14 protein-coding genes are annotated in these 12,185 nt (G+C 68.0%); 3 read left to right on the plus strand and 11 right to left on the minus strand.

The window, feature by feature from the left end; translation table 11 throughout:
* Positions 1 to 141: 141 nt before the first annotated feature.
* The 9 genes from rdgB to VNN10_10735 form a co-directional block, all read right to left on the minus strand.
* Positions 142 to 822: an RdgB/HAM1 family non-canonical purine NTP pyrophosphatase gene (gene rdgB / locus VNN10_10695; protein HXH22490.1), complete on the minus strand. Its 681-nt coding sequence runs from the start codon at positions 820 to 822 to the stop codon at positions 142 to 144.
* Positions 823 to 1,054: 232 nt separating this feature from the next.
* Positions 1,055 to 1,855 (minus strand): hypothetical protein, encoded by an 801-nt coding sequence (locus tag VNN10_10700; GenBank protein ID HXH22491.1) that lies wholly within the window; start codon positions 1,853 to 1,855, stop codon positions 1,055 to 1,057.
* Positions 1,856 to 1,927: 72 nt separating this feature from the next.
* A complete protein-coding gene (locus VNN10_10705) occupies positions 1,928 to 2,158 on the minus strand; it encodes a hypothetical protein (protein HXH22492.1) in 231 nt (76 codons plus the stop codon).
* Between the two features lie 123 nt (positions 2,159 to 2,281).
* Positions 2,282 to 2,836: a GNAT family protein gene (locus VNN10_10710; protein HXH22493.1), complete on the minus strand. Its 555-nt coding sequence runs from the start codon at positions 2,834 to 2,836 to the stop codon at positions 2,282 to 2,284.
* Positions 2,837 to 3,008: 172 nt separating this feature from the next.
* Positions 3,009 to 3,818: an MBL fold metallo-hydrolase gene (locus VNN10_10715; protein ID HXH22494.1), complete on the minus strand. Its 810-nt coding sequence runs from the start codon at positions 3,816 to 3,818 to the stop codon at positions 3,009 to 3,011.
* An 88-nt stretch (positions 3,819 to 3,906) separates the two neighbouring features.
* Positions 3,907 to 4,332 carry a PD-(D/E)XK nuclease superfamily protein gene (locus tag VNN10_10720; protein ID HXH22495.1) on the minus strand — a complete coding sequence of 142 codons (426 nt, stop codon included), beginning with the start codon at positions 4,330 to 4,332 and terminating at the stop codon, positions 3,907 to 3,909.
* Complete coding sequence (locus VNN10_10725) at positions 4,329 to 5,204, minus strand: Dam family site-specific DNA-(adenine-N6)-methyltransferase (protein ID HXH22496.1); 876 nt, start codon at positions 5,202 to 5,204, stop codon at positions 4,329 to 4,331. The genes VNN10_10720 and VNN10_10725 overlap by 4 nt, the downstream gene beginning before the upstream one ends.
* 35 nt (positions 5,205 to 5,239) lie before the next feature.
* The gene (locus VNN10_10730) at positions 5,240 to 5,875 is read right to left on the minus strand and encodes a class I SAM-dependent methyltransferase (protein ID HXH22497.1); all 636 of its coding nucleotides are present in this window, start codon (positions 5,873 to 5,875) and stop codon (positions 5,240 to 5,242) included.
* 79 nt (positions 5,876 to 5,954) lie between these two features.
* The gene (locus VNN10_10735) at positions 5,955 to 7,361 is read right to left on the minus strand and encodes an amidohydrolase family protein (protein HXH22498.1); all 1,407 of its coding nucleotides are present in this window, start codon (positions 7,359 to 7,361) and stop codon (positions 5,955 to 5,957) included.
* Positions 7,362 to 7,514: 153 nt separating this feature from the next.
* Between VNN10_10735 and VNN10_10740 the strand changes: the two genes are divergently transcribed.
* The 3 genes from VNN10_10740 (at position 7,515) to VNN10_10750 (ending at position 11,007) form a co-directional block, all read left to right on the plus strand.
* A complete protein-coding gene (locus VNN10_10740) occupies positions 7,515 to 8,177 on the plus strand; it encodes a DUF4386 family protein (GenBank protein HXH22499.1) in 663 nt (220 codons plus the stop codon).
* Between the two features lie 104 nt (positions 8,178 to 8,281).
* A complete protein-coding gene (locus VNN10_10745) occupies positions 8,282 to 10,318 on the plus strand; it encodes a sensor histidine kinase (GenBank protein ID HXH22500.1) in 2,037 nt (678 codons plus the stop codon).
* The gene (locus tag VNN10_10750; protein HXH22501.1) at positions 10,315 to 11,007 is read left to right on the plus strand and encodes a response regulator transcription factor; all 693 of its coding nucleotides are present in this window, start codon (positions 10,315 to 10,317) and stop codon (positions 11,005 to 11,007) included. Before VNN10_10745 ends, VNN10_10750 begins: the two co-directional genes overlap by 4 nt.
* Here VNN10_10750 and VNN10_10755 read toward each other — a convergent pair.
* Positions 10,987 to 11,190: a hypothetical protein gene (locus VNN10_10755; GenBank protein HXH22502.1), complete on the minus strand. Its 204-nt coding sequence runs from the start codon at positions 11,188 to 11,190 to the stop codon at positions 10,987 to 10,989. The two genes, VNN10_10750 and VNN10_10755, sit on opposite strands and share 21 nt — an antisense overlap.
* The coding region (locus VNN10_10760) for an NAD-binding protein (GenBank protein ID HXH22503.1) at positions 11,187 to 12,185 on the minus strand (999 nt) is incomplete at its 5' end. The genes VNN10_10755 and VNN10_10760, both read right to left, overlap by 4 nt.

A 12,185-nucleotide genomic window follows, 5' to 3' on the forward strand; every position in this document is an offset into this window, starting at 1 on the left:
GCGCCGCCGGCCTGATCGTGGACGGCTATGTTGTCCTGGCGATGGCCTGCGCCGTCCTGGCCGGCATAGCGACCCTGACCGCCGGCTTCATCCGGCATGCACGTCTGCCCCAGAAGGCAGCCGGTCGTGCGACGGCCACGGTCATGGCCCCAGTTGAGGGCGGGGAGGGCTAGGCGCGGCACCCTGCGTTCTCAGGCTCCGGGCAAGACTCTTTAGCCGAGGCTTGATGGCTTCGGCCGCCCGGGCGCGATGACTGATGCTGTTCTTCTGGGCCGGGGTCAGCTCTGCCATTGTGCGGCCGTGCTGCGGCAGGTGGAAGATCGGGTCATAGCCGAAGCCGCCCGTCCCCACGGGCGCCAGCGCGATCTCGCCCTCGCAGACGCCTTCGGCCACCAACTCCCGGCCGTCGGGAAGGGCGACAACGATTACGGCGCGAAAGCGGGCGCGGCGGTCGGACCGGCCGTCCAGCGCCCTGAGGAGGATCTGGATGCGCTCATCGTTGTTGGCGCCGTCCCAGCCCTTCTCGTGGTGCAGAGGTCCGGGCTCGCCGCCGAGGGCATCGACCTCGAGGCCGGAGTCGTCAGCGAGCGCCGGTAGTCCGGACGCCTGGGCGAAAGCCCTGGCCTTCAGCCGCGCGTTGTCCTCGTATGAGTGCCCGGTCTCCTGTACATCGAGCTCGACCCCCACGTCCCGCGGCGCGACGATCTCCCAGCCACAGTCCGCGAGGAGGTCGCGGAACTCGGCCACCTTGCCGGCGTTGTTGGAGGCGATAAGGAGTCGCGGCCGGGCCGCGCCCGTCACGGCCCGGTCTCGCCCAGCCACTGCATGACCAGCAGGTCCTCGGGCTTCTCGAAGGTGAGCCTGCACCGGCGAATGAGGGCCCGGCGAGTGAGGACGGGCGAGCCTGGAGCCTCCAATGATTGTCACCCTTCGCTGAGATGTTGACTGTCAAGCAACGCGTCACGCACTCGTCGCAATCAGCATACCGGAGCGGTCTTCCCGGGCCGGCGTGATGGCGAAGCGAGTCCAGAGTCAGGAGGCGGGATTGGCGCGGTCAGCGCACCATCACGGCGACCCGCTCGTCCGGGATCTCGGCGGGGATCGGTTCCGAAGGCCCCTGGTAGACGCGCCAGTTGTCGAGCGGGTCCTGGACCCAGGCCAGTCCCGCATCGACGAGCTGGCGCACGCCCTGGATGACGTGGCGGGCATCGTAAAGGATGGGCAGGCCCAGGCGGGTGAGGAAGGGCATGACCGCGCGCGCGACCTCGCGGCCGCCGGTGAAGAGCTCGGCCTCGCGCAGAGTCAGCAAGGTCAGGGACGAGAGATAGTCGGCCTTTTCGAAGGTCTGGGGCAGCTTGCGCCACATCGTGTCCCACAGGGTCGAATTCGGGTCGGACATATCGAGCGTTGCCAGATGGCTCTCGGTCTCACCGTCGGCGGTCGTGTACCAGTAGACCCAGTCGGCGTAGGCGGCGCGCACGAGCCGGTCGGGGTCGGTCTCGTTCCCGGTCTGCCTGACGACTTCACGGATGCCCTCCGGAGAAGTGAGGTCGAGCCAGGGGTCGGAGGGCTCGAGGAGGAGGAAGGTGTTGGCGAAGGCGCTGCCCCAGTTCACGACGAGGAGTCGCTCGTCCGTCCGCAGCCCGCGCATAGACACCAAGAGAGTGAGGTTCTGGCCGTCGTCGAGCTGGCGGCGGCGCTCGATGAAGTCCCACCAGGCCGCCGAGCCGCGGATGAAGGGCGTCGCCGGGTTAGGGCGTTCGGGCGCGTCGTCCTCGTGCACGTCGTACACCACGACGCGTTCGGTGCCCGCGAGTCTCTTCAGCGCTGCCGCGATCTCCTGCTTCGATAACATCACAGTCCCCACGTTGGAAGCTGGGCTGCGCGGTCCGGTCCCTGGCTGATGCCGGGGCCTGGCATCCAGACTCTAACTGCCGACCTCCAGCAGGGGTCCTCCCCGGTCGACGACTGTCCCGTCAAGGGCGATCACGGCGGGGCGCTCTTCGCAGTAGTCGCCGAACTCGCATTTGTCGAAGTACAACACGCCTCGCTCCTTGTCGAAGCGGATCGTCCAGGTACCAATGAGCGGGCTGTCCGTGCCCTGCTTAAGCTGCTCCTCGATAATGCGCGCCAGCGCCGCCAGCTGCTCTCTGCCCATCCCATCCTCCAGGTGTGCCCCCGATTCTAACGGCTGGCATCAGAGGCTACCACCATAATCGGCGATCCGTCACGAAATCGGCAGGCACTCCGCACCTCCGGCGAAGGGCCCGTGAACCAACCCTTACTTCCACTGCCCCGCCAGGAGCCCGTAGATGTAGGTGTCCCAGTAACGCCCCTGCATCCACTCGTTCTCGCGCAGGTGACCCTCGCGGCGAAAGCCGAGGCGCTCCAGGACGCGCCACGATGGTTCGTTCTCGACGAGGACGTAAGCCCACAGACGGTGCACTCCCAGGTCCCGGAAGGCGAACTCGACCAGGCGCCTCGCGGCCTCCGTAGCGTAGCCTCGGCCCCAGTAAGCCGGGTCCAGCTCGTAGCCGATGTCCGCCTCGAACGACGCCTCCGGCGAACCGAAGTCGACGAGCCGCCGGATACGCACGCCTGCGTTGCCGATCAGCCGCTGCTGCTCCTTGAGGATGATCGCGAGCTGGTAGCCGCGCCGCGGCTGCTGTGCCTGTTGGGCTACGAAGGCGCGGACCAGCTCGCGGCGGCCGGCGCCGCCGGTCTGTGGGCGCTCGTAGTAGCGCCAGTAGCGCTCCTCCTGCTGGTAGGCAGCGACTGCTTCCCAGTCGGCATCCACGAACTCGCGCAGCAGCAGTCGCTCCGTCTCGAGTTGCACCAGGACATCCTACGCCACCTGCTCACGGAGGCCAGGCGCCGTGCCGAAGGAGTTGGCAGGAGTGACCGCGATCTCCCGGGCGTGGCGTTGGCGCACGACGCAGAACCGGCACCAGACGCGGGCGCCAGAGGGGCGCGGCGGCCAACTCGCGCCACAGGGCAGCGCAGCGCGGCTAGAGCTCCTTGAATATCCTGCGGCCGCCTTCGCGGACGAGGCGTCCGAAGCCGGGGTGCGGGTAGTGTCCGGCGGCGACCACGCTGCCGTCCTGCTCCAGCCGGTCGAAGATGCGGGACCGCGTGGCGACCGCCTGCTCCGGGTTGGCGTCGAAGCCGGCGTTCCAGGTAGTTTCGTGCACCTGGGCCGGGTGGTTGAAGAGGTCGCCGAGGATGATGGCCCGCTGGCCCGCGGAAGCCAGGATTACGCTCTGGTGGCCCGCGGTGTGGCCGGGCGTCGGCAGGATCGTGACCTCAGGCGTCAGGGACTTCTCGCTCGATACCAGCTCGAGCTTGCCGGCCTCCATCAGGGGCGCGAGGGCCTCTTTCGGCGGGAAGACGCCGCCGCTCCCCAGCAGGTTCCAGTCGGCCTCCGGGGCGTAGTAGCGCGCCTTGGACGCGAGGGGCTTGCCCTCGTGGACGGCCCAGCCGGTGTGGTCGCCGTGCAGGTGAGTCAGGATCACCAGGTCGATGGAGCCAGGCTCGATCCCCGCCGACTTCATCTGCTCCAGGAGCTTGCCGGGCCCGCCGCCCATACCTCCGGGGCCGACGCCCGTATCTACGAGGATCGTCTGCCCGGCGGAGCGGATGAGGAACGCCTGTGCGTTGGTCTGCCAGTTGCCGCTGCTGTCCCAGGACTTCGGGTAGATGGCCTTGTAGGGCTCCCACTTGTCGGCCGGGACGCCGGGATAGGCGGCGCTGTAGGGGAAGGCAAAGGGCGCGTCCAGAAGCGAGACGATCTCGGCATTGCCGACCTTTACGCTCGACACAGTCTGACCTCCAGCGAATCAGGCGGGGCTCTTGGCGGCTTCAACATAGCCCCAGGCACGGGCGGTGTCTAGCGCCATCCGGACGCGTTTAGAGCTGCCCGCGGTTGGCCCTGGCGACGAAGGACTCCAGGGAGACGATGCGCACCAGGTCTTCGTGCCGCATGAAGGGCAGCAGGCCGCCCTCGGTGTAGAAGTCACGCAGCTTCCAACTCGGCCCGCCGAGTACGAGGTAGGCGCGCCGATAGCGCTCCGGCTCGGAGAGCACGGCCTGGACCAGACACATCGCTTCGAAGGGGACCTTCTGCTCCGCCGTGCCGCTCACCTGCTGCCACTTCAAGGAGATCAGGAAGCCGCCGCCTTCGGGATCGTAGGCGACGAGGTCGACCACGTGCTTGCCGCCGCCCAGCCGCTCGCCGATATCCACCTGGCGAAAGTACTCGTAGCCGCCGCGTTCGAGGGCGGGCAGGACCATTGCCTCCATCACGGCCCCTGTGCCGGTGTCTCGCCGGATCAAGCCTCACCCCCCTGGCCTCTCGCTACTGGAGGCATGGGAGATGGTGCGACGGCGCCGTTGCTCCGTCCCTGGCCGGGGAGGTTGCGCGTGGCGATCACTTCGATGGCCTTGGTCCGGTCCCCATTGCAGCTGATCATGCGCGGGGCCGGAGCGAACTCGAGCTCGAAGCCGAGGCCCCGGTAGAGGCGGACGATGCGCTCGGTCGCCTGGTTCGAGAGCACGACAGGACCCGGGTGACGGGCAAGCCATTCGGCGAGGCGGACCTGGTTATCCCAGCCGAAGCCCTCCTTCGCGTACTGCGTGAATTCGACATCGTAGGGCGGGTCCGCGTACACGAAGTCGTCGGGCCGCAGTTCGATCGCCTCGAAGTCGCCCGTGGTGAATTCCCAGCACTGGAGTGCGCTGCTGTAGTGACGGAAGTCCCGGACGTAGTTGATGGTCGCATGCCGGCCGAAGGGGACGTTGTACTCCCCGTTCCGGTTGAAGCGGCAGAGCCCGTTGTAGCCGGTGCGATTCAAGTAATAGAAGAGCTCGGCCGCCTCGCGCGAGTCCGCCTGCCCGCGGCGGATGAGGCCGTTGAAGCGCCGGCGGCAGCGGTAGTACCACGTCTCTTCGTTTGCCATCTTCATCTCGATGGTCAGGCCGGCCTTAAGCCAGCGGTAAAAGTTGATGTTGTGGGGGTTGACGTCGTTCAGGAGGGCGACCGTCGGCAGCAGCCCGAGCGAGACTGCGAGGCCGCCGCAAAGCGGTTCGACGAGCCGCCGGTCTCGATACGGCTCCCACAGGGGCCTGAGACGCGGCACCAGCCAACGCTTGCCGCCCGCCCACTTCAGGGGCGGACGCAGAGTCGTGGCTGAGGACGGCGATTGCACGCCCAAAGAGTAAGGCGACTAAGCGTTTTTCGCAATCACGCGGGCGGCCGCTGGGCCAGGGCGACGAGGCCGGGGACGAAGGGGCCAAAGGACGGACGTTCCTGGACGCGCAGCCGGAAGCCGGCGGCAGCAAGGGTCAGCTCCGTGTTGCGGCCGAGCACGCAGCCGGCGGAGAACCAGCCGTACACGGGCTGGACGAAGTCCTGGAAGGCGGCGGAGCGGCCGGTGGCGCGGACGTGCTCGACCAGCCGCAGGTATCCCCCGGGCTTGAGGACGCGCTTGACCTCGGCGGCGGCGAGCGCCGGTTGGTCAACGGTGCAGAAGACGAGGGTGGAGACGGCGGTATCGAAGGTTTCGTCCGGAAAGGGCAGGGCTTCCGCGGGCGCCTCATGTAGCGTGACCTTGCCCTCCGGGAGTCCGGCGAGCTTGCGCCGCGCGCGCTTCAGCATGAAGGGGTCGGGTTCCGTGGCATCGAGGGAGTCGACCTGGGACCAGTCGTAGAAGGGGAAGTTGGCCCCGGTGCCGCAGCCGATCTCGAGCACGCGGCCGGAAGCGCCGCCGGCGGCGAAGCGCCTCAACTCCCGCAGCCGGCGTCCGCCGAGCCCCGCGATGAGGTCGTAGAAGGCAGCGTAGACGAGATGGCCCTTCACGACTCGGCTCCTGTCAGCCACGCGACGTCAGCGTGCTCGTGCGGAGCATGCACTACCTCCTCGACCATCGTACTGCTGGGGAAGGGATGTAGTACGCGCTTCACGCTCCGGCGACCGCGCGCTCAAGCAATGGCTGGGGCTCGTAAGGCCTGCCGTCCTTGATGACCAACTCCACTTTGCGGGTGTTGCCGATGTCCGCGATCGGGTCGCCGCCGAGGATGAGGAGGTCTGCGCGCTTCCCCGGGGATATCGTGCCGTAGTCGTGGTCGCGGCGGAGGACGCGGGCGGCGACGCTGGTCGCCATCTCGATGACCTTCGCGTTCGGGATGCCTGCCTCGGAGAAGAGGGCAAGCTCGCGGTGCAGGGCGAAGCCAGGCACCTGGTTCGGGGCCGCGCCCGTGTCGGTGCTCGGCACCAGGATGCCGCCGGCATCGTAGACCTTGCGGAGGAAGCGGAGCTCGTTCTCCCGCGCTCGCGCGCCGACTTCAGGGTCGCCCTGGGCCACTGGCGGCATCGGACGGCCCGAGCGCTCGGCCTCCTCGCGCATACGCTGCATCATCTCTTGCTGTTGTCGCCGGCGCTCGGCAAGGGCTTTCGGGGTGTACTTCAAGCCCGGCTCGTCCAGGGCCTCGCGCGTCGCCATCCCGCCCGTGATGAGGACGGTGGTGGGGCTCAGGGCGACGCGGCGCGATACGAGGAGGTCAACGAAGCGGTTGACGTAGTCGGCGTCCAGGTCGGCCTCGGCCCAGCCGGTGTTGAGCCAGGTCCAGTAGTTGGGTATGAAGCCGTTGCCCTCCTCTCGTGGGTGGCGGTGCTCCGGCCGCACGACGTCCTGATAGACAGTGGCGTGCACGTGCTCGAGGCAGTTGATGCCGGCCTCGATAGCCTCAGACGCCCAGGTGCGGCTCAGGTGTCCGGTCACAGGCACGCGGCCGTCAACGCGGCGGATGAACGCCGTGAGCAGGTCCGGGCGGAGACCGGCGTAGAGCTTGAAGCCGTCCACGCCGCGCGCGATGAGATCGTCGCAAGCGCGGTCCACGTCCGACTCGTCCTCCAGGATCCAGGTCAGTTCCGCCGCGCCGGGCAGCGTTGGACCGCGCCTGCCGCCGCCGAAGATTGGCGGCGAGCCGTCGAGCATGGGCCCGTAGGTTACGATGCGCGGCCCGGTCTTCTCACCAGAGGCCACCGCCTCGCGCAGCGGCAGCATGAAGTCGGGCGCGCCGCCTACGTCGCGGATGGTGGTGATGCCGCAGCCGAGCCAGGCGAAGAGGGCATCTTCGCCGCCCGAGAGCATGACGTGGACGTGCATGTCGATCAGGCCGGGGATCAGCCACTTGCCTGAGGCGTCGATGACGCGCGCGGCAGCCGCCCCGCCCAGCTCCGCCGCTGGGGCGACGGCGCTGATGCGCCCGCGCTCGACCAGCACGGACATGGCGGCGCGCGGCGACCCGCCACTGCCATCGATCAGGGTCCCATTCGTGATCAGGATCGCGCCGTCGTCGTTCACTCCTGCCTCCCTCCAGCGGAAGAGTATAGGCGCGCTTCCCCGGCGGAGCGCCAGCCGGGACTCGCGCTTTCCCGCCAGATCGGGACTCGAGTCCCATGCGCGCGGGCGGCCAGAAGAGTTAGCGTGGCCGCCAGATCAGGGGAGGTGATTGCTTTGAGGACTGACGTATTTCGAATGTCCGGTCTTTCCGCGCTGCTCTTTGCCGCGGCCTTCATTGGCGCCGCTGCGCTGGGCGGAGTAAGCGGAGTCGACGTCTACATTGACGACGACGAGATAGGCATGCTGCTGGAGGACATCAGGGACAACGAGGCAGCGTTCGCGGCCACGAACATCGCGAACCTCCTTATGGCTGTCTTCCTCATACCGATTTTCCCGGGCCTGTTCTACGCCGCCCGCGAGGAAGACAGGCCCTGGGTGGTCGTCGCCTGCTCCTTCATGCTCGTGGCCGCGGTGTTCATGCTTGTCTCGGGCCTCGCTGGCATGATGCTTGTCGACACGCAAGATTACTTCAACGCTTCCGGTCCCCTCCAGGAAGCGATCGGTCGCGACTTTCTCGTGGTGCTCGCCTTTCACGTCTTCTTCTTCTACGGACCGCCGATAGGGATCGGGCTGCTGATCATGGGCCTCGTCTCGTTGCGGTCGGGGTTCTTCCACAAGGCTGTCGGCTGGATCGGAATCGTCGCTGGCCTCGGCGGTATCAGCATCTTCGGCTGGTTCATCGTCCTTCCGGGACTCCTGGTCTGGTCTCTTGCCATCGCTTGGTCGCTGCTCCGGCCACGAGCAGGATCGCCGCGGTTAGCGCCGGCCGCCGCCTGAGGGCCGCTGCCGCCTGGCGAGCGCGGCGCGAAGAGAGTGGCGGTTCCAAGCCGCCGCTCTCATCGCCATAATGGAAGACTCTCAGGTGCTGAGGGCCGGCTGAAGTGCGGACTCTTGCGGCGGTGCTGGCCATCCTCAGCGGCGTCAGTGCCGCCGCCTCGGCGGCTCTCGGCCTTGTCCCGGATGGACCCGGGGACGCCGGCACCCTTGGCGCGCCGGTCGTCGATGCCGCCGTAAGCCTCAGCCTGTTCGGCTTTGCGGCCGTGGGCGCGCTCATCGCCCGCCGGCGCGCCCTTAACCCTGTCGGCTGGCTCCTGATCGCTACGGGACTCACCGTCCAGGTAGAAATCCTGGCGATGCTGTACGCGGATTATGCCCTGACGGAGGCGCGGCACTTGCCGGGCGGGGTGCTCGCACAGTGGCTGACGACGTGGCTCTGGTGGACTGCCGTGACGCTCGGGGGCGTATTCCTGCTCCTGCTGTTCCCGGAGGGGCGCCTGCGCCGGGAGGACCGCCTGATCGCGCGCGTCGCGGCGGCGAACCTCGTGCTCGGTTCGCTCGCGCCTATGCTGGCGCCGGGCCCGCTCTTCGGTTCACCTGTCCCCGTCAACAACCCCGTCGGCATCGCAGGCCTGGGGCGAGTGACCGACGCGGCTGGCGCCCTCGCGCTCTTCGCCCTCCTGGGATGCATCATCGCCGCTCTCGCAAGCCTGCTGCAGAGACTGCGAAGCAGCGCCGGGGACGAACGGCAGCAGTTCAAGTGGCTGGGGAGCGCCGTGGCGCTAACGGCCCTGACCTTGCCTTTCCCAGGGTTCCTCTTCCCTCGGTCCGAAGTCGCGGCCCTTGCGGGGACGCTCGCATTCGCCTCGATCCCGGTCGCGACCGGCGTGGCGATATTCCGTTACCACCTCTATGACATCGACCTGATCCTCAACCGCACGCTGGTTTACGGCACGCTAACCACAGGGCTGGTGGCGGCCTACGCGCTGGCGGTGGCCTCGCTAACGGGGATCTTCCGCACCGAGCAGAACTTCGCCATCTCGGTCGCGGGCGCTGGCGTGGTGGCCGTGCTCTTTCACCCGGCGAGGGACTTGCTCCAGCGACTGGCGAACCGCCTGGTATACGGACAGCGGGGCGACCCTTTCGGCCTCGTTTCGGCCCTGGGACAGCGGCTGGAAACCGTCGAGGCCACGGAGGACGTGCTGGAGACAATCGTCGAGAGCGTTGCCAGCGGGCTGAAGCTCTCCTACACGGAGATCGCGCTCGATGGTCCCCACGCGGCGGCGGCGCGGCATCCCGCGGGGTCGACCGGCCCGCCGGGCGACCGCGACGTGCTCGAGTTGCCATTGGTCTATCAAAGGGAGGCTGTCGGGATGATGAGGTTGGCAGCGCGCGGACCGGGCGAGTCCTTCCCGTCCTCCGAGCGCCGCCTCCTCGAAGGCCTCTCGCGCACGGTTGGGGCCGCGGCCCACTCGGTCCGCCTCAGCCAGGACCTGACGTTGTCCCGCGAAAGGCTCGTCTCCGCGCGCGAGGAAGAGCGGCGCCGCCTGCGACGCGACCTCCACGATGGCCTTGGCCCTCGTCTGGCGAGCCTCATGCTGAAGCTGGAGGCGGCCACGAACCTCCTCACTCGGGATCCGGCCGCCGTTGCGCGGCTCCTCGGCGAGCTCAAGGGGCAGACCCAGGAGGCCCTCGCTGACGTCAGACGGGCCGTCTATGACCTGCGGCCGCCTGCGCTCGATGAGCTGGGCCTGCTCTCCGCCCTTCGCGAGCACGCGTCGCGCAGCGTCGGCGCGGGGGAGGGCGGGCCGGCTGTACGCTTCCTGACGCCTGACTGCCTGCCCGCCCTTCCCGCCGCTGTCGAGGTGGCAGCCTACAGGATCGTCGTGGAAGCAATCACGAACGTGATGCGGCATGCCGGTGCGCAAAGTTGCACCGTGCGTGTGGCCATCGATGACGGCCTCATTCTGGAGGTGGAGGACGACGGCGCTGGTATCGCCGCGGAGGTCGCGGGCGGCGTCGGCCTGAAGTCGATGCGCGAGCGCGCCTCGGAGTTGGGGGGCACGTTAAGGGTGGGCCGGGGCCGGGACGGCGGGACCCTGGTAGCAGCCTGGCTACCCTTACCGGCGGCATCGTCATGAAGACGGTCCGCGTGTTCATAGCAGACGACCACACCCTCTTCCGGGAAGGGCTGGAGGCCCTCCTTGCGACCGCGCCCGAAGTCGAAGTCGTGGGGACGGCGGCAGACGGTGTCGAGGCCGTAGCCGGGGTTAGGGCCAAGCATCCGGACGTAGTGCTGATGGACATCCAGATGCCGCGGATGAATGGCATCGAGGCGGCGCGGGCCATCCTGGCCGCGGAGCCGCAGATCGCCATAGTTGCCCTTACGATGTTCGAGGACGACGACTCGGTGTTCGCGGCGATGCGAGCCGGGGCGCGAGGCTACATCCTCAAGGGCGCCGATCAGGCCGAACTGCTGCGCGCCATTCAGGCCGCGGCGAACGGCGAAGCGCTTTTCGGACCCGAAGTGGCGAGGCGCATTCTCGACTACCTGGGCGGCGGGCGCGGGGGCCTTCCAGCGAAGGCATTCCCGGGTCTCACGGAACGCGAGCGCGAGCTCCTTGACCTCATGGCCCGCGGCCACACGAACACTCAGATCGCGGCAATGCTCGTCATAAGCCCGAAGACGGTCCGGAACCACATCAGCAACATCTTCGCCAAGCTCCAGGTAGCGGGACGGCCGGAGGCGATCGTGCGGGCGCGGGAGGCGGGGTTCGGGAGCGCCGGCGGCGAGGGCCGCGCGGCGGGCTCAACGGGGAATCAAGGGTAGCACCAGGCTGGCGACCACGAGGACGGCGACGAGCAAGAGAAACCAGCGGCGCAGATACCACGGCTTCGGCGACACCTCATAGTGATACGCGGGGCCGCCAGCCTCGGAGAGGTCGAAGTCACGGTGCCAGGGGTCGTTAGGGTCGTCGTCGTCCTCGGCTTCGTCGTCGTCGCGTTCGCTCATGATTGCTCCCGGCTGTAATGTTCGCCGCGGCGGCGGCTCTGCAGGGCCGTGATCTCCCTGGAGTCGACGCCAAAACGGTGCAGGACGTGGCGCACGAACTCAAGCCCGGCCTCGAACTCAGGGTCGACGACCTCGGATACTCCGAGTTGGCGCAACATCTCCTGAGTCTCGAAGCCGGAGCCGCGCGCGACGATGTCAATGTTCGGGTTTACGTTTCGCGCGTTGATCACCGCCACCCTCGATTCGTCCCCGGGAAAGGTCAGGGCGAGCACGCGCGCGTCGCGCACGTTCGCCAGCTCTAGTATTTCCGGGCTGGTGACGTCGCCGTAAATGAAGGGGACGTCCTGCCGCCGCGCCTCATCGATCAGGTAAGGGTTGGAGTCGACCACCACGAAAGGCAGGCGACGTCCCGCCAGGGAACGCGCGAGCGCCCTCCCGGTCTGCCCGTAACCGCCGATGATGACGTGCCTGTGCAGACTGCGGTCGTCAAGGCCAACAGCGCGCGTCGCCTCGCCGAGAAGCGCCTTGAGGGCCGGTACCGTGTGCGACAGCGTCGCCACGCGGTCGGCGGCGGCGAAGGCGAACGGGCTCAGGAGGATCGTCGCCGCGGCGCCCACGAGGATGGCAGATGAGGTATCGCCGCTGATCAAGCCTTCGTCGATTCCGGCGCGAACCATCACGAAGGAGAACTCGCCCACCTGGGCCATGACCGCTCCCGTCTTCAGGGCCTCGACCCCGGAAAGGCCGACTGCCTTCACCACGCCGGCTGTGATGACTCCCTTCGCGACGACAGCCAGCACGAGAACGCCGGCGACTATGACAGGCTCGTCCAGCAGCACCCGAGGCACGATGAGCATGCCGATGGCGACGAAGAAGACGGTGGCGAAGACTTCGCGGAGCGGCAGGATTTCCGACAGGGTTTGGAATCCGAATTCGCTCTCGGAGACTGCTACGCCGGCGAGGAAAGCCCCGAAGGCCACGGACAGCCCCAGCAA

The organism is Dehalococcoidia bacterium, from assembly GCA_035574915.1.
Classification (GTDB): Bacteria; Chloroflexota; Dehalococcoidia; order DSTF01; family WHTK01; genus DATLYJ01.

Excerpts from the sequence above, each read along its gene's own strand:
- VNN10_10700 (HXH22491.1), bottom strand. The coding sequence starts at position 1,855 with ATGTTATCGAAGCAGGAGATCGCGGCAGCGCTGAAGAGACTCGCGGGC.
- VNN10_10705 (HXH22492.1), bottom strand. The coding sequence starts at position 2,158 with ATGGGCAGAGAGCAGCTGGCGGCGCTGGCGCGCATTATCGAGGAGCAG.
- VNN10_10750 (HXH22501.1), top strand. The coding sequence starts at position 10,315 with ATGAAGACGGTCCGCGTGTTCATAGCAGACGACCACACCCTCTTCCGG.
- VNN10_10755 (HXH22502.1), bottom strand. The coding sequence starts at position 11,190 with ATGAGCGAACGCGACGACGACGAAGCCGAGGACGACGACGACCCTAAC.